Raw genomic sequence first — 24,096 nt, 5'->3', positions numbered from 1 at the left:
GACGCTTAGAAAACCATATCGATCTGTGAAATTAACCTGACACAGAATTATGAACAGCCTCCTGGATTCGTGAGAATGCTCAACGCCTCCAACCCATCTCGAGCCCGTATCAGGGGGTTCAATAGGCGCAGTTGCCTCATCGCCCTTTGCACCGCCATATAATCCACATCATCATCATCGACGAGTAAAATCATCACTTGGTTGTAACTATCGCTGCTGCTCATAACACCTCCTTGTCGACAATTCGCATAGGCCAACTAAACTGGAAGCAGCAACCCCGCCCATCAGACTTTAGTTGGACCTTACCACCGAGACTCTCTACGGTTTTTTTCACTAGAGATAGGCCTAAACCGCTGCCTTCGACTTCATCTCTAGGCCTAAGTGTTTGAAACATTTCAAACACTTTCCCATGATAAGCGTTAGAAATACCAGGGCCATCGTCAATCACGCTAAACCAATACTGCTCATCCCTCTGCTCGCATTGCACTCTTATGACACCCTGCTCCTTATCGTGGTGTTTAATGGCATTGCTCATCAGATTCCTTACGACTAATTCCAATAAAGTTTTGACCGTTTTAAATTGAGGAAAGCCACCTTCGAGAACTAATTCAAATCCCTGTGGCGGTGCAACTAACGCAAACATATCTTCCATCAGTTGCTTAGTATTCACCTCAACAATTTCAGTATCTACCCGACCAATACGGGAAAACATTAACAAGCCATCGAGCAATAACACCATTCGATGAATGCGGCTCTGGATCAAACCTAAATACTTTTGAACATTTTCGTTAGTATTATCAGCAAGATCTTCCGATAACCAACTCGTCAGTTGTTCTATTCCCCTCAGGGGTGATTTCAAATCGTGGGACGCAATGTAAGCGAAACGATCTAACTCTTGATTGATACGTTCAAGCTCCTTTGTATGCTCAGCACGCTGAATTTCAATACGTTTACGCTCGGACACATTATTAATCGTTGCCAGAATAGAAACACCATTGCTGAAATGGATGGGGGTTAGCCCCACTTCGATGGCTAAACGAGTACCATCTTTACAGCAACCAAACAGGTCGTCCCGCATCGACATATTTTTGGCAATAGGTTGCACTAGGTAATTACTCATATGCTGCTGATGGGCGCCCCGTAAAGCTTCAGGCAATAGCATATTGATAGATCGCCCAAGCAATTCGTCCCTCGCATAACCAAAGAGGCGCTCGGCATGGGTGTTGACTAAGGTAATAACACCAGACTTATCCACCATAAACAGTGCGCTGGGTGAGGCTTCAATCACCAGACGGAAGCGCTTTTCGTTTGCAATCAACTCCGTAGTTAACATCGATTCTTGATAGCGATTACGCGCCATCACAACGACCGAATAAAACAAGGCCAGCACAAAACCGCAGCCAATCACCTGCAACCAAATACTTTGAACCTGTTCTGAACTCGAAATAAAACGTGACTGGGAAGAAATATCCAAACGCCAAGCTTGCCCTTCTATCATCTCCGTTTGCGATTTATAAAAAATGTCTTGGGTCGATGGCAGCTTTTTGCTGCTGGAGAACATCAAATTGGCGTTACTGGGATTGCCACCATCATAAATGGCGAGTTTCAAGCCTGAAAAACGATTGCCCATGATCCCTTGCATTAGGTCATTCATTCGAAATGCCGCATAAACTAGGCCAGTGGCTTGCTGTTTTCGCTCCGCCTCTGTCGTGGCTAAACTTCGATATAGCGGTAAATACATTAAGAAGCCCGACTGAGTATCATCGGCGGTTTCCTGCACTAAGGTGACTTTTCCCGAAATCGTTGGCATACCCGAAGCTATCGCACTCAAGATCGCGGCGCGGCGAATGGGTTCGGAGCACATATCGTAACCAAAGGCCCGTTGATTACGCCAATCGAAAGGCTCTAAATAGTTGATCGCACAGTAAAGTTCCCGCTCTCCTTCTGGGTAAATCTTATATTCATTAAACCCTTCTGCTTGAATTTGCTTAACATGCTCCTCTACATTCGCTGGCGTTAAAATTTCTGCATATCCAATCCCTTGAATACCGGGATAATACTCACCTAAGCGAGCGTTAATAATATAGGTTTGCCATTCTTGGCGTGTGACGCCGTTTGAGGAAAGAAAAAGCCCAATACCTCCCCGTAGCACTTGTTCATAGGCAACCATCCTGTGGTTTACGGCTTCGGTCAGCTCTTGCACACTGTTGTTGAAACGCTCTTCACCACGGTCCCTAAAATATTCCTCGAGGGCATACCAGGAAATTCCAATGAAAAACAACATGGCAAGCACCATCAGCCAGCTTGAACTGAGTACACTAAAATAGTAGTTCTTAGGGGAATCGAAAGATTCAGGAAAATCATCCTTGTACATATACGCCCATTCCCTAGCTAAAGTGAATAATAATTACTTATTCAAGTGTTGTTCGAACCCTTGCTAAATTCAAGTTGTCCTACTATTTAAGTAGGAATTAATACAGGAACAAAATGACAGAGTTATGCGCTTAATCACAAAATAAGCATAAACTAAATTAAGTGTAAATCATCCATCATTGCTCCTACCACTATCCTGGCCCACAGGCCTTCACAACGGGAAGAAAATTTTACTCTGATTCACAAAATTTTTTGCTTTTCTAGCACATTCTTTTTAGATAGAAAGTCGGTAGGAACAACAAGAGGAATTCGTTATGGCTCATATTACTGAAGTCGTGCCCAACGATACTGAACTTGAGGCAATGACCACACCGAGAAACAGCAAAGCCGCAGAGGCAATGCAACATAGACGTGAAGTCAAAAAACGTTTAGAAGACTACCTCGAACGGGCGGAGTTAAAACGTGCATTAGGAGATGACGATTTTTTCTAGCCTATTTGATCTCAGTATCTAGTGGGCAAAATTATAGTGATACTGCGTTAAATTGCGGATGATTCACTTGGAACTCGCAAAGTTTCGTGTCCACTCTCAGGCCTAATATCTCACCCAGCCCTCAGTGCTGGGTGTGACTTTGTTTTAATCCTCTTATTCACCACCTTTAACGCTACCGCCTCACGGTCACTTTTTACCGCTTTTATAGGCTTGCGTTTTAATCAGTAACCATTCGGCCTTAGCGCCTAAGTAAACGTAAGCACCTAATCCTACGAGTAAACCGACTACGGCTAACATCATCCAGATCGCGGGTTCAATATATTGTTTCTCACCGAGTGACGCCTTGAACATAGTCAATAGCGCCTCAATGGAAATGGCAATGAGGATAGTAGAAACAAACCGCGTAATGGTTCGCCGTGTTGAGCTGTGGCGAAAGATATCTTTATGCATTAGGACTTCTTCTTCGAGAATCGTTTTCCCAAGATCAAAAATCGCTAAAGCCAGCGTCATAAAAATAATGATCCCAAAGGGTTGCAGTGGATCTTGGCCAATCCGCTCGACCGTAAAGAGTCCGTAAATATCCCGCAATGCGGTCCAGAGTAATACAGTGACTAGCACAAACAACCCGGCCACTATTACGCCATAAACCGCTTTAAATGCCGGCGTCACTCGCCGCCGTGCACTGTCGCCCATCATAAATTCAATCAAACGGGTCAAGTCCACATCCACCACTAAGTAGCCCAGCTTTTGCCCCTGTTGATAAATCGCTAAAGAGGCGGAAAGGCATAAATTACCACTGGCATTGGATAAATAGGGACGTGTAATGTTCACGCCATCGGACTCATCACGATTAATGAAATAGGGTCGTTGACTGCGATCACGATTGCCACCTAACGGAATTAACTCAATTTGGTGGTCTACCACGGCGATGTTTTGGCTTATCTGCAATCCTTGGCTATCGAGTAAATACATCAGCTCGACAAAGGGATAGCTCTTCGCGATTCCTTTCATCGCTTTGACATCGACCTTAGGTTGTTTAAATAACTCGGCATCGGCAATCCCAGTAAGAATCGATTCCATGAGTTCATGCACTGTGGCTTCGTATTCGTGATACCGCTCGATCACACTCAAATAACTCATCGCTGCCATGTTTAACTCCAATCAATCGATTCCTAAGTCCAGAACAAAGCAGCTTTAATGCCATATCAATAAAATAATATTAAACAAATAGTTACTAATTTATATCCAATGCGCGCAGCGCTAAAATAGTCACAAGTGCACCAAAATGATTCACAAAACCGATAACAGTTAATTTATGTAATCGGTATATTTTCTCAGCTAGCCCGCGAATCAATATGAATAAATAAGGTTTAAGGCTATGATTAGCCACATCTCTCGCTGAAATTACCTGCAGGATATACGGGAATGTCTGAGTCGTTAGCCCAATATCAACAAGATCTACGCCGTTTTTCCGATGAATTAATTCGCATCCAAACACCAATAAAAATCTTAGATGCCATCAAATGGCCAAGGGAGATGGAAGAACGTTTTCTGTCGGGTAAAGGCACGGCTCTGCCAGCCATTAAGCAAGATTTCTATCAAAACATTGCCTTGCCTTTCGATCCCATTAAAACTCAAGCAGAACTCACCTCCCTCAAACAGGATATCCATAGACGTTTAGGTAAACGGGATAAACTCGGCAAGATATTAGTCGCTAACGTCGATCAATATCGCCTGGTTGTGGATATGTTGGGCCATAGAGGAACCCCGACTTTTGGCAAGTTCAGCCAAGAATTATACGGCAGTGCTAACCACAAATTGCATGGCGATCGCCATACCCTGCGCCAATTGGGCGATAAACTCAGCTATATTTTTTCTCTGCCCGCGGCGCGGCATATGAATAAACACCATCCCAAAATTATTACTGCTCCAGAAGCCGTGCATGTGCTTAGCCAACGATTAGAGAAATACTTCCATAGCGATGATATGCGGGTGCGCCTCAGTGACGGTATTGTCTCGGATGCCGCTGTGGGGGGAGATACGGTAAAACTCAATAGTAAAGCCATGTTTAGCGAGTCGGATCTCAACGTGTACGAAGTTCACGAAGGTTGGGTGCATGTCGGCACAACCCTCAATGGCCGAGCACAACCCCATGCCACTTGGCTCAGTGTCGGCTCACCCCGTGTTGCTGCGACCCAGGAAGGCCTAGCCGTATTACTCGAAATGCTCACCCTAAGTTCGAATCCTGGCCGTGCCCGCCGTATTAGTGACCGTGTTGCCGCCGTGGATATGGCTGAAAATGGGGCGGATTTTATCGACGTTTTTAACTATTTCAGAGGGTTAAATTTAAGTGCAAAGGATAGCTATCGTGTGACCCAAAGGGTCTTCCGAGGTGGCATGGTTGAAGGAGGCAGTTTTTTTACCAAAGACATCTCCTACGTGCGTGGCTATGTCGAAAACATTAACTTCATTCGTAGTGCGATCACATCTGGTCTGCCTGAGCTTATCCCTATGTTGTTCTTAGGAAAATTAGCAATCGAAGACATTCCTGTGCTGTATCAAGCCTGCCAAGAGGAGATTATTACCCCACCGAAATATTTACCGCCCATGTTCGATAACTTTAGCGGTCTCTATGCTTGGTTTGGCTTCGCTTCTGGCTTAGCGGGAATAGACTTAAAAGGGGTGCAACGTCACTTTACCCGCTTATTTAAAGACGTACCCAATGTCGCCCCCGTCTTCGAATTACTCGATGATACTGAGTTTGATAATAACTCGGACTAATATTCTACCCTTAATAGATAGCGTAAATAAGATAAGCCTCGACTTAAAATACAAGAAAAACCCAACAAGTTAAACACTGGCTGAGTTTATCTGATAGAAATAACTAGAGCGTTGATTTTACTTTAAAAGTAACATGCTCTACACCCTAAGTGTGGAGCATGTTACGGCTAGACTTAAGCGGTTTTCCACACTAATTTGGGTAACGCATTTAAATCCAGTCGATCACCATAGGTGGCGATGGCTATCGCCTTGGGTTTGGTGTTAGGATCTTGGTTGAGCACTTCTACTAAGCCATGCTGCGCCTCGGGTTCACCGTGGACCAAGATCAGCGGTGGTTGGTTTTCAAAGTGTCGGTACCAATTCAATAACTCGGCCTGATCCGCATGGGCAGAAAGCCCCCCAACAGTGTGCAACTTAGCGGCGGCTTTTATGCTGTTACCATGGATAGTCAGCTCTGCGGCCCCATCGACTAAGGCACGCCCAGGGGTACCAAGGGCTTGATAACCACAGATAATCACATCACATTCCGGACGCCATAGGTTATGTTCAAAGTGACTGCGAATACGCCCACCGTTACACATGCCGCTTCCTGCAATAATAATCAAACCCTTATGAACGTCATTTAGCGCGATAGATTCTTCCGTCGTTTGAATAAACTCAACATTTGATAGTAGTGGATGTTGTCCCGGATGCTGGCGGGTGAAACGCTTAAAATCCTCATCCATCAAGGGATAATTATTAACGTAAACCCGGGTCGCCTCAATGGCCATAGGGCTGTCTAAGCAGATCCTCCAGCGGGAAAGCTCCCACTCTTTGGCATATAAATGAAACAGGTATAACAACTCCTGAGCCCGCCCAACCGAGAACGCTGGCAGTAAAATATTCCCATGACTTTCGTTCACCGCCTTAGCAAAAATCTCCTTTAACTCGACGAGAGTGTCCGCCCAGCTACGGTGAAAACGATTGCCATAGGTGCTTTCCATTAACACTAAATCCGCCGTATCCACTAAGGTCGGATTATGCAGGATAGGCATGCCCGCACGGCCCAAATCGCCACTGAAGACAATTTTCTTCTGTGCCTCCCCCTCTCCTAACCACAGTTCGACTAAGGCCGACCCTAAAATATGCCCCGCATCCGATAGACAAACATCCACATGGGGAATGACCCGAGTCACTTGGCCATATTCCAGAGGCACAAACTGCTTAATGACTTGCTCGGCATCTTCGACGGTAAATAGGGGTTCTAGGGGGTCAAGATCATGTTTTGCACGCTTTTTATTGACTCTTTCTGTATCTCGAGTTTGTAGCATGGCCGCATCTTTCAGCATGATAGCGCAAAGCTCAGTCGTGGCCTTATGGGTATAAATAGGCCCATCGAAACCCGATTTGACTAACAGAGGCAAGCGCCCAGAATGGTCGATATGGGCATGGCTGAGAACCACGGCGGAAATAGACTCAGGATCGAAAGCGAAGGGGTCATGGTTACGCAGTTCATCCGCCTTGCCACCTTGGATCAACCCACAATCGAGTAATAAGTGTTCATGATCGACCGAGAGCAAATGACACGAGCCCGTCACTTCCTCTGTCGCCCCTAAAAACTGCAATGTCATTCGCATGGTATCCCTCCAATATGTTTATCTAAATATAGACTATGCCCTTATTCCTCAAAGAAAAAGAATTAATTCATCCAGCGCAAACAATGCCAATGTTAGAGGTAACACTTAACCATCAATAGCCTAGTAAAGGGTATAACTCACCTTGGCACACGGTTTTATCGGCATTAGCAACTGTGCCATCACGCAGCCATTGCCCAATCAAAGTCTGCAGGGGTTGCTTGGCTTCATCGGCCGTCATTCCAACACTAATACTTGGACTGTAGAGCAATTTAAGCAAAATATAATCGAGCCCTGTCAGTAAATCCTGTGGGGTTTTATCGTTAAAGATCGAGGGAAATACTTTCTCAGAGTCATTGGGTAGACCTAACACTTGGGTGATTTCTTCCACCACACAGGCCACTAACTTACCGTGCATTTTGGCTTGATCGACGGGAATAATGATCCAAGCACGTGCAATTTCATGCTGAGCATTAAGGGCAAATTTCCCAATACACACTGAACCATGGAGATTCTTAGTTGCACTCTGTCCCATTAAGCGCTCAACTTCGCTCGTCCACTGGGATTGACGGGTAAAAACTAAGTGAATATTGGCTTCCGATGGCGTATTCGTCCGTTGAATATCGTGACCAGTGATCTCAGCTAAATGGGTTAAGTGCATCTGTACTAATTGAGTATGTAGCGCACTATCGCCCACTTGATGCTCGATAAATACTCGTATCGGCATGCGCCACTTACGTACGCCATGTTTGGCATTGTCATACTCATTGTTAAGGGCGACTTCACCGAAGGCTTGAATAATATAGGCGGCGTTTTTCCAATCATTTTCGGCTTTTAGTGACTGAATCAACCCAGAGGGTGTTTGCGCGGACCATAGCGGTAAAGCCATAAGAGCCACACTTATTAGCCCGCTATAAATCAATGTATTCATACGCTTAAGCATTAATCTTTATCCCATGATGCATTGAAGATGTTTAATCGCAATCATCCCAATGAGCTTAGTCAAAACCGCCGAACGCCACAAACAAGCCTCTAATCCCTCGTCTAGATAAAACCCCATCACGACCGACTACAGCTTTGAATGGCCCTGACTCGCTAAATTTCGCGATTAATCCCGCAGCCATTCTTCAATATCATCGCGGCTAGGCACTGAGCCACTATGTACTAGCTCACCATCGATCACCACTGCAGGGGTTTTCATCACTTTAAATTTCAATAGGGTTTGAGGATCTGTGTCCTTTTTCACAATCACATCCATGCCCATTTCTTCTGATATATCCGCAATCATCTCGGCGGTTTTACTACATTTAGCGCAACCACTACCTAATACTTTGACTTGTTTCATATTATTTCCTTAAGGGATATCAATAGGGATAGTTACATAGACTTTACTGCTCGCTTGGGCCGAGAGAAATCAGTACACGGCTACACAATCTAAGATTGTCACCCTATGATGCGCCCTAAAGCGTGATTGACTTAGCTAAATCGACTTAAATCTATCTAACCATATGTGATTAAATTAAAGCCCACGCAGCCATTCTTACCTTAATAGTGAATCAACACTGCAAGCTCCTAATCGTTTATTTCATGGTTAAACAATCACTTGATGATAGGTTTCTACATGGTATGACTCAACTAATTCGGGCATAACTTGGTGGAAATAGTGTTGAATCGCATCTTTAGCGCAGTGCTCGTCGAAGGCGGCAATATCGACAAACTTCTCGACAAAGGTCACTCGGCGTGGTTCATCACGGCTCACATTGAGTTCGTAACGAATACAACCCGCTTCGCGGCGCGTATCAGGAATAAGGCTCGCGAGCGCCTCGATCAGCGCTTCGGTTTTGCCCTCTTTAGCCAGAAAACTCGCCACGCAGGCAATTTGCTGTTGATTGATTCTATAGTCCGTTGACGTTGACATCTGTTTTCCTTAATTACATGTAAACTAAAACACTAAATACCACATAACTCAGGTAGATAGCGCATATCGATATGGGGAATATCATCTTCTAAATACATCTCAGAGCAGGCCACAAAACCGAGCTTTTGATAGAAGGCGTTAAGGTAATCTTGGGCACCAATTTGGATCCCCGCATCGGGCCAAGTGTTTAACGCGGCCTCGATTGCGTGCTGCATCAGAGGTGTCGCTAATCCTTGTCCACGTCCCGCTGGCGATACCACCACGCGGCCGATACTCGCCTCTGGATAACTCAACCCAGGCGGTAAAATACGCGCGTAGGCAAGCAGTACTCCATCTGGCGATAAGCCGATTAAATGCTGGGTTTCTGGGTGCCTATCCTTATCATCAAGCTCAGGATAAGCGCAGGCCTGCTCGACCACAAACACATCGACTCTTAACTTCAATATGTTGTATAGGGTATTGGCATTTAATTGATTAAATTTAAGATTTTGCCACTGCAAACGATTATCCCTCTGCAAATCATCGAAAAAGAGCTTTGAGTCTACCACAGCATAAAGGCCATAAAAAAGCGCCTTAATCCGCGAGGACTAAGGCGCAAAGCTGTTGTATCAGACCAATAGATCTGGGGAAATCTATGGCGACAACAGGATAACGAAAAACGTTATTACTCGACCATGGCATCGTGGGCCACGGGCCCAGTCGGTTTACGGATCAGCAGCACGGCGAGCACAGCGATAAGTAGCAGAGCGCCCATGATGAAAAACACATCGTTATAGGCCTGAATATAGGCCTGCTGGCTCATGGTTTTGCCCAGCAAGGCTTTCGCCTGTGCGGCGGCGGTATAGGGATCTGAACCTCCCATCTGCAGCAGACTCGCGCTCTGATTTAAATAATCCTGCGCCTGCGCACTCACCGCGGGCAAGGATTCCTTAATATGGGCCAAATGCCCGCGCGCCAGCGTGTCCGATAGGGTCGCGACCAGCGCGATACCAAAGGCACCGCCTAAGTTACGCATCACATTTAATACCGTCGACGCCGAGGCGTTTTCATGGGGTAATAAATGCGCGGTCGCCAGCATACCAATAGGCACCAGAATAAATGGCTGACCTAGGGCGCGCACCACCTGGGAGGCGATCATCTGTTGTCCGGCATAATCCGCCGTCATCTGGCTATTCATGTAATAACTCAAGGCAAACATGAAAAAGCCAAAGGCAGCTAAGTAACGGCCATCGAAGCGCTGCATCAGTTTTGGCACTAAGGGCAAAACTAATAACTGCGGGAATCCCATCCACATAATCACCTCGCCAATTTCCAGCGGTGTGTAATCATGGACTTGCGATAAATACAGTGGGATCAAATAGATCGCACCAAAAAGTGCCATCCCCAGCAAAAAGTAGGCGACGGTGGAGAGCACAAAGTCACGTTTACCGAGCAGGCGCAAATTTACTAACGGCTCTTTACGTTTAAGCTGGATCCACACAAATAGCACTAAATTCACCGCAGCTATGATGGCAAGGTTGCGGATGAGATCCGAGCCGAACCAATCTTTACGATTGCCCTCCTCAAGCACCACCTCAAGACACCCCATCCCCAGCGCCATAGTGACAATGCCCGCAAGGTCGGCATTCTTCAGTTTGTCCCACACCACGGGACGTTTTTCGAGACCATAGGCCAACATCGCCATCACCAGTAATCCGGGCGGCACGTTGATATAGAACAGATAATGCCAGCTAAAGTGCTCGGTTAACCAACCGCCCAACGTAGGGCCAATCGAAGGTGCAAAGGTCGCCGTCACCCCAAATAACGCCATGCCGACGGCACGTTTGTTATCGGGTAAAAACTCAAGGATCAGCCTAAAGGCCAGCGGAATTAACGCACCACCAAAGAAGCCCTGCAGCGCCCGAAAGGCAATCATGGACTCTAAATTCCACGAGATAGAGCAAAGCACAGAAGCAAAGATAAAGGCGGCCGTAGTCCATAACAGATAACGCCTGACCGACAGCCCCGTACTAAGCCAGCCAGAGAGCGGAATGGCAATCATCTCGGCGACCAGATACGCGGTTGAAATCCAACTGCCTTCTTCGAGCGTCGCCCCAAGACTGCCTTGAATTTCCTTCATCGAGGCATTGGTGATTTGAATGTCGAGGATCGCCATAAAGGCGCCGATCAAACCACCAAATACGGCGATCCATGAGCGGCGACTGCCACGCTCATAATCGGTTGGCTTGTTAAGTATACTGATACCCTGCGCCTCCATAGTGGCAGACGCAGTGATAGAGCCGATTGCGCTCATACTAACGACCTGTATTTGCAGCGATTGCCGATGTTGCAGGACCCGACGCCGTATCCACTTTCACGACCGCACTTAAGCCCGGTAGCATATGCGCTTCTTCCTCAGACAAATCTAAGCGAATACGCACGGGAATACGTTGCACGATTTTAGTGAAGTTACCCGTGGCATTTTCCGCCGGCAGTAGACTAAATTTGGCTCCGGATGCCGGTGACAGACTATCGATTACACCACTAAAGGTTTTGTCGGGAAACGCATCGAGACTGACCTGCACCGACTGTCCGGGTTGCATATGTTGGATCTGGGTCTCTTTAAAGTTCGCCGTGATCCACACAGCCCCGTCCGGAACCAAACTGTAGAGTGCTTGGCCAGGTTGCACATACTGCCCCACCATAGCGCCACGTTTACCTATCACCCCAGAAAAGGGTGCGGTCACACGGGTATCATTTAACTGAATTTTAGCTAACTCTAAGGTCGCATCGGCCTGCTCAACCACAGAACCCGCCTGATCTAATTGGGCATTAAACACCGCTAACTCACGTTGCTTAGCCACTAACACAGCTTTAGCTTCATCGAGACGAGCGGCGGCAGAATCGAATCCCGCCTGCAACTGATCGACATCATCTTGGGAGCTGTAGTTACTGACTTTAAGTTTTTTTGAGCGGCTCAGTTGTTGCTGCGCACGAATGTTATCGGCCTGCGCCGCCACCACACCGGCACTGGCTTGGGTGATTAAAGCGCGCTGCAACTCCACCTTAGCGGCTAAGGTTTGTAGATCGGCTTTAGCACTGGCGAGTGATGCCTCGGCTTGACTGACTTTGGCACTAAATTGGTTATCCTCGAGCTGAGCTAATAACTCACCTTTACGTACATGTTGGTTATCGGTCACATCGGATAACACCACGTAGCCAGGAACTTTTACACTCACATGGGAGATATCTGCCTCAACATAGGCATTATCCGTGGTTTCGATAAAACGTACTTGAGTCCACCAGTAATAGCCGCCACCCGCAACGGCGGCGAGTAATAGTGGCACGGCGATAATGAGCTTACTTTTGGACATAAATGACTCCTTGATTAGTGAGTCCTAGTGTACTACTGTCTCACTAAGTTTATTAGTCAGTAAAAAATCAACCCACTGTTTCACAGGTGTAACAATCATGGATCTCAATCGCGTGCAGATATTTGCTCAAGTCGTCGAGCAAGGTAGCTTTACGGGTGCTGCCAAAGCCCTCGGGCTGACTAAGGCGACCGTCAGTCGTAAGATTGCCGAACTTGAGGCCGATACCGGTACCCAGTTGTTATTCCGTACCACTCGCGCCCTCAAACTCACCGAAGCAGGTTCGAGTTATTACAATCGAATCAACAAGATCTTAAGTGATCTTCAAAGCGCTGAAAATCAGCTCAGTGCCCACCAGCAATTAATCAAGGGTAACCTAAAAATCGTCTGCCCGATTGAACTAGGTCAATTGTTTTTAGGGCCGATTTTTGCTCAGTTTTTAACGCTTTACCCCGATATTACTATCGATGCAGAACTCACTAATCGCAAAGTCGATGTGATAGAAGAAGGCATAGATCTGCTGTTCCAAATTGCCGATGCTCACGATACCCGTCTACAGAGCTATTCCTTAGTCAACGCCTATAAATCCTTGATGGCCAGCCCCAGTTACTTAGCCGAATACGGCACGCCTAAAGTGCCGCAGGATTTAGCTAAGCATAAAGCGATTCGCTTACAGTCAGCCCATATTGAAGGTGCGTGGAAACTATTTGATGGTCAATCTTGGGTGGTGATAGAACCTGTGACTCAGTTAACGGTGAATAATGTCACCATTGCCCGAGAAGCCGCTATTGCAGGGCTTGGCATTACGGCGGTGCCGTCAATTATTGCGCAAGAAGCGGTCGAGAAAGGTTATTTGGTGCCTCTCCTCGACGATTATCCAATGGTACAAACCAAAGTGGTGCTCAGCTATCCCAAGCGGGCCTATTTGCCCCGAAAATACCGCGTCTTTATCGAGTTTATCTATGCGGCGCTATTTAAACGATGGGGATCACAGGTACTAGAAGTGCCAGACTTTATTGGCCAGCAAGAACAGACGCATTCACGCTAAAGTTAACAATTGCAACTTCGATAGTGTGAAATCAACCGGCGCAGGATAAATCATTAATCTCAGAATTGCCTTAATCTATAAGCCCCTATAAGCTTGGCAAGGTAGCAGGCAGCAAAAGACCTTAGGTTTTCCTGATACAGATAATACGAAAAAATTTAACATTTAATCCTAATTTTGGAGGAAACCTAATGAGCTTAATGAAAGAGTTCAGGGCTTTTGCATCCCGTGGCAATGTGATCGATATGGCGGTGGGTATTATCATTGGTGCCGCATTTGGTAAAATTGTGTCGTCCTTTGTGGCCGATATCATAATGCCGCCTATAGGTATTATTTTAGGTGGCGTGAATTTTAGCGATCTGAGCTTTGTGCTGCTAGCCGCCCAAGGCGATGCGCCAGCGGTTGTGATTGCCTATGGTAAGTTTATTCAAACTGTGATCGATTTTACCATTATCGCCTTCGCCATTTTTATGGGTTTAAAAGCAATCAACACCCTAAAACGCAAGGAAGAAGAAGCACCTAAAGCACCCGCTGCACCGACTAAAGACCAAGAGTTACTGTCGGAGATCCGCGATCTGCTAAAAAGCCAGCAAGAAAAGTAACCTCACTTTATTGCATAAAAAACCCATCGAACTCGATGGGTTTTGTTTTTATATCAGCGATGTTTCACATCAAGCAGATAAGCGATTACTCAGCTTCAATGTGCACAGTTTCACTGTAATCTTGCACCACTTCAGCCACACGAATACGGTAAGCGTTAAACAAACACGGCACTATGCCCGTCTGCTCAGCAATGCTGTGGGCCATCTGATTGCGCCATTGGGTGATAGACGCCATATCTTCCCAAAACGACAGGCTCAGCACTTTGCCATCGTCGGTTAAACTCTGAAAACGTTCAATAGAGATCAGTCCTTTGCGGCCAAGATACCCAAACAACCTCAAGATGCAGGATTCAGCGGGAATTTAACGCACTTTAGGCAAGGCGGCTATTTGCAGACCTAGTGGGCTAAGTTAAAAATAGTCAACACAGCATAAAGTGCGTTAAAACCCGCCGGGACGGAGCGCCCAGGGCACTCCACTTCTGTGTTGCATCAATTCAAAAGGTAGCCGACATTCTGTCATTGATGCGCCTTGAATTGGAGCACCCTGGACGCTCTGAAACTCGTATCTAGAGGTTATTTGGGTATCAATATTGGCGCATTTCAGCGGCCACGTGCAGATACTCTTCCTTCCCTTCTTGTGTCGGGATGACTTCAAAAATGACAGCGATCATAATGTTCTCCGGAGATATTAATCCTTAATCCAAGTGCTAAGCCTAGACTATATCGAACGCTATAGCTCACTGATTTTTAGGCTTTAACATTGAGCCGCGCCACAAAACGCCATTTAAAACCTATTCGAGTATCTGTTGCTTATCGCCACGATATAGCCAGCGATATAAGGTCGGCAACACCAGCAAGGTCAGCGCCGTCGAGCTAAACAAACCACCGATAATCACCACTGCCAGCGGCTTTTGGATCTCACTGCCAACGCCCGATGATAATAAAATCGGGATCAAACCTAAGGCCGAGGTCAATGCCGTCATCAACACGGGGCGTAAACGCCCAACCGTGCCCTCATAAACACAATCATAGAGTGCTTCGCCGCTTTGCCTGCGCTGATTAATCGAATCCACCAGCACCACGCCGTTGAGCACGGCCACCCCAAATAGCGTGATAAAGCCAATAGAGCTAGGCACAGACAAATAAGTGCCACTGATATACAGGGCCACTATGCCGCCAATCAAGGCTAAGGGCACGTTCGCCATGATAAGCAAGACTTGCTTGACAGAGCCAAAGGAGAAGTACAACAGCAAGGCAATCAAGGCGATAGAAATCGGCACCACTAGCATCAACTTTTGCTGTGCCCGCTGCTGGTTCTCATACTGGCCGCCCACTATCACTGTGTATCCCGCGGGTAAATCCGCCTGTGGCACTAGGGCATAAATGTCTTTCACCACAGAGCCCATATCGCGGCCCGCCACGTTGGCCTGCACCACCACACGGCGCTGCACATCGTCACGGCGAATATTCGGCGGCGCCATTTCCACTTCGACACTGGCGACTTCGCCTAGGCGCACGGTTGCGCCATTCGTGCCGCTGAGTAACAAGTCTTTAATCGCATCTGGGCTTTGGCGAAACGCGGTGGAGAGGCGCACATTGATGTCGTATCTGGCATTGCCATCGATCACTTGACCAGCGCTGGCGCCACCAATACCTTGACTGACGAGGCTCATCACCTGATCGACACTAATGCCGTAGCGCGCCAATAACTCGCGTTTTGGCCGCACAACCAATTGCGCCTCTCCACTCACTTGCTCTAATGACACATCCACAGCGCCGGGGATTTTCGCCACCAGATCGCTGAGCGCTTGTCCTTTTTCAGATAAGACATCTAAATCGGGACCAAAAAGCTTAATCGCCAACTGCGCCTTTACCCCAGAGAGCAACTCATCGACCCGCGTCGCAATCGGTTGTGAGAAGGTCAACAGCAGTCCGGGGAAGACACTGAGCTTTTCCTCCATCAGCCGTTGTAGCTCCAAGCGCGAGCTAGCCGATTGCCATTCTTCGATGGGCTTAAGGCCAATATAGACTTCGATATTGCTGACAGGCTCAGGATCGCCGCCTAATTCGGGCGCACCAATACGGCTCAAGGCATATTCCACCTCGGGGAATTCCAGCAGCAAGGCCTCAAGCTTTGGCGCCACGTCTAAGGAGGTGCCAAGGCTCGCGGTCGGTGCCAGCGTCACCCTGAGGTTAATCGTGCCTTCCTCTAGCTCGGGCACAAATTCGGTGCCCAGCCTTGGCAGCAACAATAGACTCAAAGTAAACATGAATAAGGCGCTGAGCATCACCACCTTAGGTCTAGCAAGCGTTGCCGTCAGTAACTTGCGATAAGCAGCATCCAGCGGCGCTAGGACCACGCTCTGTTTAAGCACCACGCCGCGCTTAAACAAATAAACCGCTAGGGCTGGCACGGCAATCAAGGCCACCATAAGGGCCGAGATCATGGCCAATATAATACTGACCGCCATAGGTTGGAACAGCTTGCCTTCCACGCCTTCGAGGGCAAACAGCGGCGCAAACACTACTATGATAATCGCCGTCGCAAAGAAGATTGGACTACACACCTCTTTGGCGGCCAGCATGATACGGATAGCCATATTCGATTCAACGCCGTTTTTACCGCCGTCCTCATCACTGTGGTAGGGGTCAATCTCACCATCGGCTCTATCCCGCGCCTCGGCTAAATGGCGGCGATCTGGCTGGGTTAAGTGTTTGAAAATATTCTCCACCATCACCACAGAACCATCGACCAACATACCAATGGCCACCGCCAGACCACCAAGGGACATCAGGTTGGCAGAGAGTCCATAGTAAGACATCACCATTAATGCCAAACCAATGGATACTGGGATAGACAGCAGCACCAGCAAGGTCGCGCGGATATTGACGAGGAACAGCGCCAAGATCACCACGATAAACACAAAGGCTATTAACAGCGCATCGCGCACTGTGGTCACGGCCTTATCGACCAGTTCCGCTTGATCATAAAACACCTCAAAGGACACGCCATCGGGCAGTGCCTGCTCGATAAGACTCACCCGCGCGCCAATATCATCGATAGTCGCCTTAGTGTTGGCACCCATACGTTTAAGCACGACGCCCGCCACCACTTCGCCAAGATGTTGTACTTTGTCAGCCTCATCGCGGCGGGTCATAGTCACAGCGCCAACACGGATCTCGCTGCCAAAATCGACGCTAGCAATGTCGCTAACTCTAACGGGCGTACCTTTCTCCTCCGTAAGCGGGATCTGCGCGATCGCCGCTAAACCTTCTTCTCCTGCGGGCAACATACCATAACCGCGCACGACAAGTTGCTCTTGGCCTTGATCCATAAACCAACCGCCGGCATTGCGGTTATTGCTCTCTAGCGCTTCGGTCACCTGCGCCATCGACAAGCCATAGGCACGCAGTTTATTCGGGTCGACCTGCACTTGGTACTGGCGCACATCGCCACCAAAGGATAAAACATCGGTCACGCCGCCAACCGGCATCAGGATAAGCTTCACCAGATAATCATTGAGACTTCTAAGCTCAGCGGCCCCTATGCCGGAATCTGGCTCGGCGCGCAGAATATACTGATAAATCTGCCCCAAACCTGAAGTATTAGGGCCGATTTCTGGCACACCGACGCCACTTGGGATCATCTCCCGCGCCGTCTGTAACTGCTCAAACACTTGCTGGCGGGCGAAGTAAATATCAGTGCCCTCGGCAAATACTACAGTCACAATCGACAACCCCGTACGCGATAACGAGCGCACCTCAGTCACGGCTGGCAAGGCGTACATGGCCGATTCCACCGGGTAACTGATGAGCTTTTCCACTTCTTCGGCGGCTAAGCCTTCGGCCGCGGTATTGATGGTCACTTGCACATTAGTCACATCGGGAAAGGCATCAAGATTCAATTTAGGCAACATGGCCGCGCAGCCGACAATCACGGTGAGCAGGGCCAGCACCACTAATAGCCGATTTTTAATCGCGGCTTCGATTATTTTTTGCAACATAGCAAATCTCCAAAACGAGGGCTTGTATTAGTGGGCGTGAATATCGAAGCCCGCTTTCGCCTGCTCGGATGCCAAGAAAAATGCGCCAGAAACCACAATCTTGAGCTGAGCCTGCTTAGCCTTTTCAAGCTCTGGCCCACGCACTAGACTCAAACCGCGTTGACGCTGCACCACTTCGACTTCAATGGACTCGAAGCCATCCTCATCTTGAATAAAGATCTGCCAATCACCGTCACCACCACGAGTCAGCGCCGCATCGGGCAGCACGATTCCACCGCCAACCTTATCGGATGAGTTCGCACTAGTATTGGCAAAGTACAATTCAACGAATTGTCCCGCATGCAGAACGTGTTCGGGATTGGGCAGACTCACTAACACTTGCTCGGTGCGGGTCACGTTATCGAGTTCATGGGAGCGGCCGATAATCTTACCCGCCAAGGTTTTGTCTCCCACTTGCACTAAGGCGGCGCTACCAATCTTGATATCTGCTGCCTGAGTGGGCGTTAACTGCGCCTCGACCCACAAATGTGACTCGTCGGTGAGCTGCATTAAGGGCGTCCCAGCAATGAACACTTGACCGAGCATGGCAATATCCTGCTGCACTCGGCCATCAATCGGCGCTAGGAGTTGATAACTGCCTATGGTTTCTGGCGTCGATTCCAGTGCGCGAATTTGTGTTGGCGTCATCTTAATCGCCTCTAAAATCGCCCGTTTAAGTTCGGCATCCACCTGAGCCTGCATCCGCCGACTAACGCTAACCGCACCTTCGCTCATGCGCTTAACTCGGCTCCATTCGGCGGCGGCATTGATGTAGTCCGCCTGCGCCTGCGCAACGGCTGCGCCGCCCAAGGTGAGTAAAGGCTCACCTTTTTTAATCTCTTGCCCCGGCACTACATGGCGTGCAAGCACCCGCACATCGAGCTGCGGCGCCAGAGTCGCGGTTCTATCTCGATCGACCACTAAGGTCGCCGTCGCCCTGATATCCAAATTCAAATTGGCGATATTCAAGCTATCGCTCGACAGGGGTAACAAGCTAATGCCCGCTAAAGCTTGCTGCGCCTCGGTGAACTTTAATGCCTGCTCGCTATGTTCATCCCCCTGCGCTGCTGGGGCCGAGACACCGCTTGCGGCCGGGCTCTCAGCTGCATGATCGCCACTCGCCCATACTGGCTGGGCGAGGGTGAATGTGAGCGAAACCAAAATCGATAACGCAAGGGCGAGTCTTGAGCGTGTAAACGAACGCTCTGTTGGCACTGCAACTGTCGCAGGCAGAAGGGTATTAACTCGGTGGATATTTGAATTCATTGCTATAACCTCATTCATTGGCAGTGCCTGCGGCGGCATTAGACGTTATCGAAGGTGCGGCATTAGCCTGTTTGAGCATGCTTGGGGATGAGATGATCTGCTCGACAAAGGGCATAAGTTGACCACTTTCCCCCATCCAAGTTAGCCAAGTCTGATAAATAGCAGTTTCGAGGCTTAAGCCGACCAAATAGCTGGCGGCTAACTGACGCCGACTCTGTAAGTACTCACTGGTACTCATATCACCCGCCTGCCATTGTTGGCTTAGGGATTTAGCGGCCTTGGCACCTGAAGTTTGCACTAATTCACGCCAATCTTGATAACGGGCGAGTAAGCGCGGTAAGGCATGATCGACTTGTTTCTGCTTGGCGGTTAGCACTCGCTCACGGGCAAGGAATTGTTGTTCTGCGATGGAGGTACCTTTCTCGGCGATTGCCTGTAACTCACTGTAATTATTACGAACCTGTAGTGGGACTGACACACCTATGCCCAGTTTATTGTCTGTCCCCTCCTTCTCGGCGGCGATACTGATGGTCGGATCCGCTGTCGTATCGGCCTTGATCTGCATGGCATTGACCCTAGCCAGCAGCACTTGCTGATAGGCAATCGTCAGTGCGGGTAATCTTGGCTCAGTCCCCGAGGCTTTGCTGAACTGTGTGAATGTTCCATCAATACTCTCGATAAACTCACTAAACGCAAACTGATCATTGCCAAGCAATTCAATCACTTTACCATCGGCCACTAATGCGGCTTGTTCGGCCAAGGCATAATCGGCCGAATTACTGGCGAGTTCGAGCTGCATCAGTTGTAGCTCCACATCGGACAAGTCCCCCGCCGCCAATCGTTGCTTGGCAATATTGAGCTGTGCCTTGGTAAACCTCAGTTGCTGTTCGGCAAAGGTCAGCGCCTTGCGTGCCTGTGCTTGCTCGGCGAGTGCTAACAATCGCTCGGCAAACATTTGTCCGCGCTCTAAGCCTATATCAGCAAATAAAATTTGCGCTTCGAGCTGGGCACGGCGGGTCGCCACGCCACGCTTGTCGCCCCAATCTAAGGTTTGACTCAGCCCTAAACTGTAGGTATCTGTATCGGCATTTTGATAATTCAGCCCAAGTTCGGGGTTATAGACGGCGCGATCCGCCGCCTGAATAGCAAGCTCGGCCTGCTGCTGGCGGACTAGCTGTGCCTGCACTTCTGGTAACTGGTTAAATTTATTCACTAACTCCGGCAGCCATTTGCCAAAGGAAACGATGACTAAATCAGCTTCCTTGGAGAGCAAATCCGTTGAGCCAGCTTCAATAACTTTAGTGTCAGCCTCGACTACCTTGGCTTCAAGGAGGGGTTCAGCGGCTAAGGCGACTGAAAGCTGCAAAGCGGATAGCAGTACACCACCACTCAACAGACCTAATAGGGTGCGGGCGATAATCGTTTTCTTCATCGCAAATCCTAACAATATCGAATAGGGATCGGCCAACGCCCCCAGTGAAAGGAAGGCAAATTGGCACCGATCGGATCATCCCCTTAAAAAACATTCACGGCTCAAACCCATAGCATTTCGCATGCTAGTCCTAGGTGGTAAGTCGCATCTTTTTCAGGGATAAACGTAAAGACTGTAAACTGAGTGGCTTACCACGCGGCGCTGTGTAATGGACTGGCCGTTGATAAGCAGGATTACAGGATTAAGCAATGGGAGGACGATATTTAGGGGGATTATCAGGGGAAAAATAGGGTAAATCGTGAGCCATATAAAGACTTTCAACCATAGGCACAGGCTGGCTAACCACTTGGGTTAATAGCGCCACATGGCCACCATGGCATTGGCAGTCGAGGCACAGGTCAAAATCTTGGATTTCTGTGGTTTTCACTAAGTGGGAATGCCATTCGCTGGCTTGGTTCTCACCCGTGATGGCATAGTTCTCGCCCGCATTGTTGCCTCGCACATCAATACCAGTATCAATATCGGCAAAGCCTAGGGCTTGCTCATTTGGACACACACAATCGAGGCATTGGGCCAGTGCGGTCACTTGAGCACTAAATTGCAGATGGGGATGATTCTCGGATTCCTCGACGCTATTACCCGCATGTAACTGATGCGTACCCAAATTCGCGCCCGCAAATTGCAGCACTATGATGGCTATCAGGAACATCGCCATTCTGATAAAGAAAGGCTTAACGGTAGAAATCAAATATCACCTATAACGGATAACGGATAACGGATAACGGATAACGGATAACGGATAACGGATAACGGAATTTATGACCCGCATTTTAAGCATAAGTTCACAGCCCGCAAGCAAAAGCCGCCAAGCTGTGATCGATTACCACTCAACTTACTTAAACACGACTTACTTAAACACGCAGTGCTTAGCGTAATCGGCGGCTTCATTGGCAGTCCAATCGCCAGAAGGCTTTTCTTTCATCTGCTTACACCAAGCATCGCTACCCACTTCGGGGGCGCAGGCACTCAGTCCTGCAGTAAAAGCGAGTACCAAAGCAATGGCACTGAGTTTGGCAACGGCGGATTTAGCGGTAAAAGATTTCAACAATGACATAATTAATTCCTTATAAAAATAAAACCCATCTTGGGCAATTAGTTATTCGAACGCTTAGTGATCCAAGCAATCGCTTTGGCTTTCTGTTCTAGGGGAAACCATGCCACTTCGCCTTGCATAAAAGGTCCAAGTAAACGCACCGCATTACCCACCCAATCCGGGCCGCCGACAAACACTAGAGCTTCAAAATTAGGTAATTGGACTTCACCACTGCCCGTGAGTGACTCAAATTCCCAGCCCTCGAGTAATACATCCGCCTCAATATACAGGCAAACTTGGCCCCAATCCTTACGATAACTCTTAATCGCTGGCTGTAAACGGGTCCGATAATCGGTGGAGGATAGTCGGCCACTGGCAAAAAGACTGATAACACCCTTAGCAATATCGGGGATTTGGCATAACATAGAGGCACTCCGAATCGAGAACACTTTTGCAAGCAATGGCCTTGACCAATGCAGTGGCAAAGAATGCGCCCGATGATAACAAATCTATTGAAAAGCCATAAGTGATTATTGATAGCTTCTCAATCCATGCTGAAAAATGCCTAAGTTTGCCATGATAAAAATCTCAAACCGTGTGGAACTTCAGGAAAATGAAATCGAGTGGCAATTTATCCGCTCGAGTGGTGCGGGTGGCCAACATATCAATAAAGTCTCTACCGCGGCGCAGCTTATTTTCGATATTAAAAGCTCATCATTACCCGAGTTTTACCAGGAACGCTTGCTCAACAAGGCCGATCACCGCATCACTAAAAGTGGCAAAATCATTATCAAATGCCAAGCGAGTCGCAGCCAAGATGCTAACCGTCAGAGCGCGTTGGAGCAATTCATCGAATTAGTCGCCAGTGTCGGTGAAGTGCAGAAAAAACGCATCCCTACCCGCGCCACTAAAGGCAGCCAAACGCGGCGATTAGAGTCCAAGAAACAAAAAGGCGCGACTAAAGCCATGCGCCAGCAGAAGACTGACTATTTGGGTTAATAACAGATAATGCAAAATCGATTTGAACAGGTTAACTTAGTGACCTATCGACAAAACTAAAAAATGCCTCCAGCTTTAATCCCAAGGCAGCGAGTAAAGGAAAGCGCAATGAGTCACAAAATTTTGCTCCTCAATGGCCCCAATCTCAACCTCTTAGGCCGACGCGAGCCTAGCGTTTATGGTCATCAAACCTTGGCCGATATAGTAGCCGTGCTCAACGAACAGGCGCAGGCGGCAGGAGTAACACTAACGCACCTGCAATCGAATGCCGAATTTGAGCTGATCAACGCGATTCATGCCACCGATGCGCAGATGATCATTATCAACCCAGCGGCCTTTACCCATACCAGCGTTGCCCTGCGCGATGCGCTACTTGGGGTGGATATTCCCTTCTATGAAGTGCATTTATCCAATGTCCATGCCCGTGAAGCCTTCCGCCACCATTCCTATTTTTCCGATAAGGCGATAGGCGTGATTTGTGGTTTCGGTTCGCAGGGTTATGAGTTTGCGCTAGCAGCGGCCATAAAATGCCTTAAGCAAACCGCTTAGGTTTTATCACTTTATCGTGCTTTTCGAGGACTAGGACAGATGGCAATGGATCTTCGTAAAATTAAAAAACTCATTGAATTAGTGAATGAATCTGGTATTGCAGAACTGGCGATCACCGAAGGTGAAGAGTCGATCCGTATCACCCGCTACAGTTCTATGCCAACCAGTGTGCCGTCACAGCAAACGATCCCCACAGCACGAGTAACGCCTTTGAGTGCACAGGCAAAGCAAACCGCCGTTTCATCAAGTGCTGAAGATTTTGTGCAAGTCTCCCCTATGGTGGGCACCTTTTACGCCACCGCAGATGTAGGCGAAGCTCCTCTGGTCAAGGTCGGCCAGAGGGTAAGTCAAGGTGAGGTGATTTGCATTATCGAAGCTATGGGCATGACAAACCCCATAGAAGCTGAGCGGGATGGTGTCATTCGTGCCATTTGGGTAAAAGACGGCGATGAAGTCGCATTCGACCAGCCGCTCTTTACCATCAACTAACTGATCAACTGCAAGACCCACAGGTCAACTTAGGTATTGAGCCTAGGGATAA

Annotated in this window: 23 protein-coding genes and 2 pseudogenes; 7 read left to right on the top strand and 18 right to left on the bottom strand. The window is 48.2% G+C overall.

Annotated elements, in window-relative coordinates:
• Positions 1-65: 65 nt before the first annotated feature.
• Together COW15_RS08730 and COW15_RS08725 are read right to left on the bottom strand one after the other, a co-directional pair.
• A pseudogene (locus tag COW15_RS08730) lies at positions 66-224 on the bottom strand (two-component system response regulator); the annotation flags it as partial.
• Positions 221-2,374 carry a CHASE domain-containing protein gene (locus COW15_RS08725; protein WP_293631808.1) on the bottom strand — a complete coding sequence of 718 codons (2,154 nt, stop codon included), beginning with the start codon at positions 2,372-2,374 and terminating at the stop codon, positions 221-223. The gene COW15_RS08725 and the pseudogene COW15_RS08730, both read right to left, overlap by 4 nt.
• A 313-nt stretch (positions 2,375-2,687) precedes the next feature.
• Between COW15_RS08725 and COW15_RS08720 the strand changes: the two genes are divergently transcribed.
• Complete coding sequence (locus tag COW15_RS08720) at positions 2,688-2,864, top strand: PA3496 family putative envelope integrity protein (protein WP_006079984.1); 177 nt, start codon at positions 2,688-2,690, stop codon at positions 2,862-2,864.
• Positions 2,865-3,050: 186 nt separating this feature from the next.
• On the opposite strand, the gene COW15_RS08715 is transcribed toward COW15_RS08720, so the two are convergent.
• Positions 3,051-4,013 carry a PDC sensor domain-containing protein gene (locus COW15_RS08715; protein WP_293631798.1) on the bottom strand — a complete coding sequence of 321 codons (963 nt, stop codon included), beginning with the start codon at positions 4,011-4,013 and terminating at the stop codon, positions 3,051-3,053.
• Positions 4,014-4,289: 276 nt separating this feature from the next.
• On the opposite strand from COW15_RS08715, the gene COW15_RS08710 reads away from it, so the two are divergent.
• Complete coding sequence (locus COW15_RS08710) at positions 4,290-5,645, top strand: flavohemoglobin expression-modulating QEGLA motif protein (protein WP_293631796.1); 1,356 nt, start codon at positions 4,290-4,292, stop codon at positions 5,643-5,645.
• A 173-nt stretch (positions 5,646-5,818) separates the two neighbouring features.
• Here COW15_RS08710 and COW15_RS08705 read toward each other — a convergent pair whose 3' ends face one another.
• The 7 genes from COW15_RS08705 to COW15_RS08675 form a co-directional block, all read right to left on the bottom strand.
• On the bottom strand, positions 5,819-7,261 hold the full coding sequence (locus tag COW15_RS08705; protein WP_293631794.1) for an MBL fold metallo-hydrolase: 1,443 nt from the start codon (positions 7,259-7,261) through the stop codon (positions 5,819-5,821).
• A gap of 112 nt (positions 7,262-7,373) precedes the next feature.
• Positions 7,374-8,147 carry a DUF2927 domain-containing protein gene (locus COW15_RS08700; RefSeq protein ID WP_293631793.1) on the bottom strand — a complete coding sequence of 258 codons (774 nt, stop codon included), beginning with the start codon at positions 8,145-8,147 and terminating at the stop codon, positions 7,374-7,376.
• A 219-nt stretch (positions 8,148-8,366) separates the two neighbouring features.
• Complete coding sequence (locus tag COW15_RS08695; protein WP_293631792.1) at positions 8,367-8,603, bottom strand: thioredoxin family protein; 237 nt, start codon at positions 8,601-8,603, stop codon at positions 8,367-8,369.
• A 246-nt stretch (positions 8,604-8,849) separates the two neighbouring features.
• Positions 8,850-9,176: a putative quinol monooxygenase gene (locus tag COW15_RS08690; protein WP_293631791.1), complete on the bottom strand. Its 327-nt coding sequence runs from the start codon at positions 9,174-9,176 to the stop codon at positions 8,850-8,852.
• Between the two features lie 32 nt (positions 9,177-9,208).
• Positions 9,209-9,676 (bottom strand): GNAT family N-acetyltransferase, encoded by a 468-nt coding sequence (locus COW15_RS08685; protein WP_293631812.1) that lies wholly within the window; start codon positions 9,674-9,676, stop codon positions 9,209-9,211.
• A 164-nt stretch (positions 9,677-9,840) separates the two neighbouring features.
• Complete coding sequence (locus tag COW15_RS08680; RefSeq protein ID WP_293631790.1) at positions 9,841-11,469, bottom strand: DHA2 family efflux MFS transporter permease subunit; 1,629 nt, start codon at positions 11,467-11,469, stop codon at positions 9,841-9,843.
• 1 nt (position 11,470) lies between these two features.
• On the bottom strand, positions 11,471-12,529 hold the full coding sequence (locus COW15_RS08675) for an HlyD family secretion protein (RefSeq protein WP_293631789.1): 1,059 nt from the start codon (positions 12,527-12,529) through the stop codon (positions 11,471-11,473).
• Between the two features lie 97 nt (positions 12,530-12,626).
• Between COW15_RS08675 and COW15_RS08670 the strand changes: the two genes are divergently transcribed.
• On the top strand, positions 12,627-13,574 hold the full coding sequence (locus tag COW15_RS08670) for a LysR family transcriptional regulator (protein WP_293631787.1): 948 nt from the start codon (positions 12,627-12,629) through the stop codon (positions 13,572-13,574).
• 188 nt (positions 13,575-13,762) lie between these two features.
• Positions 13,763-14,173 carry a large-conductance mechanosensitive channel protein MscL gene (gene mscL, locus COW15_RS08665; RefSeq protein ID WP_293631786.1) on the top strand — a complete coding sequence of 137 codons (411 nt, stop codon included), beginning with the start codon at positions 13,763-13,765 and terminating at the stop codon, positions 14,171-14,173.
• 85 nt (positions 14,174-14,258) lie between these two features.
• Here mscL and COW15_RS08660 read toward each other — a convergent pair whose 3' ends face one another.
• The 8 genes and pseudogenes from COW15_RS08660 to COW15_RS08630 all read right to left on the bottom strand — a co-directional run bounded on the left by COW15_RS08660 (position 14,259) and on the right by COW15_RS08630 (position 22,432).
• Positions 14,259-14,507, bottom strand: a complete 249-nt coding sequence (locus tag COW15_RS08660; protein ID WP_293631785.1) for an antibiotic biosynthesis monooxygenase — start codon at positions 14,505-14,507, stop codon at positions 14,259-14,261.
• A 253-nt stretch (positions 14,508-14,760) separates the two neighbouring features.
• Positions 14,761-14,844: pseudogene (locus COW15_RS20750) on the bottom strand (antibiotic biosynthesis monooxygenase); the annotation flags it as partial.
• Between the two features lie 120 nt (positions 14,845-14,964).
• A complete protein-coding gene (locus COW15_RS08655) occupies positions 14,965-18,177 on the bottom strand; it encodes a CusA/CzcA family heavy metal efflux RND transporter (protein WP_293631784.1) in 3,213 nt (1,070 codons plus the stop codon).
• A gap of 27 nt (positions 18,178-18,204) precedes the next feature.
• On the bottom strand, positions 18,205-19,482 hold the full coding sequence (locus tag COW15_RS08650) for an efflux RND transporter periplasmic adaptor subunit (protein ID WP_293631783.1): 1,278 nt from the start codon (positions 19,480-19,482) through the stop codon (positions 18,205-18,207).
• 10 nt (positions 19,483-19,492) lie between these two features.
• A complete protein-coding gene (locus COW15_RS08645) occupies positions 19,493-20,914 on the bottom strand; it encodes a TolC family protein (protein ID WP_293631782.1) in 1,422 nt (473 codons plus the stop codon).
• 241 nt (positions 20,915-21,155) lie between these two features.
• On the bottom strand, positions 21,156-21,629 hold the full coding sequence (locus tag COW15_RS08640) for a hypothetical protein (RefSeq protein ID WP_293631811.1): 474 nt from the start codon (positions 21,627-21,629) through the stop codon (positions 21,156-21,158).
• A 192-nt stretch (positions 21,630-21,821) separates the two neighbouring features.
• The gene (locus COW15_RS08635) at positions 21,822-22,028 is read right to left on the bottom strand and encodes a DUF3012 domain-containing protein (protein ID WP_293631781.1); all 207 of its coding nucleotides are present in this window, start codon (positions 22,026-22,028) and stop codon (positions 21,822-21,824) included.
• Between the two features lie 38 nt (positions 22,029-22,066).
• Positions 22,067-22,432 (bottom strand): STAS/SEC14 domain-containing protein, encoded by a 366-nt coding sequence (locus tag COW15_RS08630; protein WP_293631780.1) that lies wholly within the window; start codon positions 22,430-22,432, stop codon positions 22,067-22,069.
• Positions 22,433-22,568: 136 nt separating this feature from the next.
• On the opposite strand from COW15_RS08630, the gene arfB reads away from it, so the two are divergent.
• The 3 genes from arfB to accB all read left to right on the top strand — a co-directional run bounded on the left by arfB (position 22,569) and on the right by accB (position 24,044).
• Positions 22,569-23,006: an alternative ribosome rescue aminoacyl-tRNA hydrolase ArfB gene (gene arfB, locus COW15_RS08625; protein WP_293631779.1), complete on the top strand. Its 438-nt coding sequence runs from the start codon at positions 22,569-22,571 to the stop codon at positions 23,004-23,006.
• A 108-nt stretch (positions 23,007-23,114) separates the two neighbouring features.
• Positions 23,115-23,555 (top strand): type II 3-dehydroquinate dehydratase, encoded by a 441-nt coding sequence (aroQ, locus tag COW15_RS08620; RefSeq protein WP_293631778.1) that lies wholly within the window; start codon positions 23,115-23,117, stop codon positions 23,553-23,555.
• Between the two features lie 39 nt (positions 23,556-23,594).
• Positions 23,595-24,044, top strand: coding sequence for an acetyl-CoA carboxylase biotin carboxyl carrier protein (gene accB / locus COW15_RS08615; RefSeq protein ID WP_293631777.1), 450 nt, complete (start codon positions 23,595-23,597; stop codon positions 24,042-24,044).
• Positions 24,045-24,096: the final 52 nt, after the last annotated feature.

Source organism: Shewanella sp. CG12_big_fil_rev_8_21_14_0_65_47_15 (genome assembly GCF_002783505.1).
Taxonomy (GTDB): Bacteria; Pseudomonadota; Gammaproteobacteria; order Enterobacterales; family Shewanellaceae; genus Shewanella.
Note: the sequence above shows the minus strand (reverse complement) of the source record. Positions and strands in the feature narration are given on the sequence as shown.

Bases quoted from the DNA above. Each gene is read 5' to 3' on its own strand.
- COW15_RS08725 (WP_293631808.1), bottom strand. From the start codon at position 2,374: ATGTACAAGGATGATTTTCCTGAATCTTTCGATTCCCCTAAGAACTAC.
- COW15_RS08720 (WP_006079984.1), top strand. From the start codon at position 2,688: ATGGCTCATATTACTGAAGTCGTGCCCAACGATACTGAACTTGAGGCA.
- COW15_RS08715 (WP_293631798.1), bottom strand. From the start codon at position 4,013: ATGGCAGCGATGAGTTATTTGAGTGTGATCGAGCGGTATCACGAATAC.
- COW15_RS08710 (WP_293631796.1), top strand. From the start codon at position 4,290: ATGTCTGAGTCGTTAGCCCAATATCAACAAGATCTACGCCGTTTTTCC.
- COW15_RS08705 (WP_293631794.1), bottom strand. From the start codon at position 7,261: ATGCGAATGACATTGCAGTTTTTAGGGGCGACAGAGGAAGTGACGGGC.
- COW15_RS08700 (WP_293631793.1), bottom strand. From the start codon at position 8,147: ATGGCTTTACCGCTATGGTCCGCGCAAACACCCTCTGGGTTGATTCAG.
- COW15_RS08695 (WP_293631792.1), bottom strand. From the start codon at position 8,603: ATGAAACAAGTCAAAGTATTAGGTAGTGGTTGCGCTAAATGTAGTAAA.
- COW15_RS08690 (WP_293631791.1), bottom strand. From the start codon at position 9,176: ATGTCAACGTCAACGGACTATAGAATCAATCAACAGCAAATTGCCTGC.
- COW15_RS08680 (WP_293631790.1), bottom strand. From the start codon at position 11,469: ATGAGCGCAATCGGCTCTATCACTGCGTCTGCCACTATGGAGGCGCAG.
- COW15_RS08675 (WP_293631789.1), bottom strand. From the start codon at position 12,529: ATGTCCAAAAGTAAGCTCATTATCGCCGTGCCACTATTACTCGCCGCC.
- COW15_RS08670 (WP_293631787.1), top strand. From the start codon at position 12,627: ATGGATCTCAATCGCGTGCAGATATTTGCTCAAGTCGTCGAGCAAGGT.
- mscL (WP_293631786.1), top strand. From the start codon at position 13,763: ATGAGCTTAATGAAAGAGTTCAGGGCTTTTGCATCCCGTGGCAATGTG.
- COW15_RS08655 (WP_293631784.1), bottom strand. From the start codon at position 18,177: ATGTTGCAAAAAATAATCGAAGCCGCGATTAAAAATCGGCTATTAGTG.
- COW15_RS08650 (WP_293631783.1), bottom strand. From the start codon at position 19,482: ATGAATTCAAATATCCACCGAGTTAATACCCTTCTGCCTGCGACAGTT.
- COW15_RS08645 (WP_293631782.1), bottom strand. From the start codon at position 20,914: ATGAAGAAAACGATTATCGCCCGCACCCTATTAGGTCTGTTGAGTGGT.
- COW15_RS08640 (WP_293631811.1), bottom strand. From the start codon at position 21,629: ATGGCGATGTTCCTGATAGCCATCATAGTGCTGCAATTTGCGGGCGCG.
- COW15_RS08635 (WP_293631781.1), bottom strand. From the start codon at position 22,028: ATGTCATTGTTGAAATCTTTTACCGCTAAATCCGCCGTTGCCAAACTC.
- COW15_RS08630 (WP_293631780.1), bottom strand. From the start codon at position 22,432: ATGTTATGCCAAATCCCCGATATTGCTAAGGGTGTTATCAGTCTTTTT.
- arfB (WP_293631779.1), top strand. From the start codon at position 22,569: ATGCCTAAGTTTGCCATGATAAAAATCTCAAACCGTGTGGAACTTCAG.
- aroQ (WP_293631778.1), top strand. From the start codon at position 23,115: ATGAGTCACAAAATTTTGCTCCTCAATGGCCCCAATCTCAACCTCTTA.
- accB (WP_293631777.1), top strand. From the start codon at position 23,595: ATGGCAATGGATCTTCGTAAAATTAAAAAACTCATTGAATTAGTGAAT.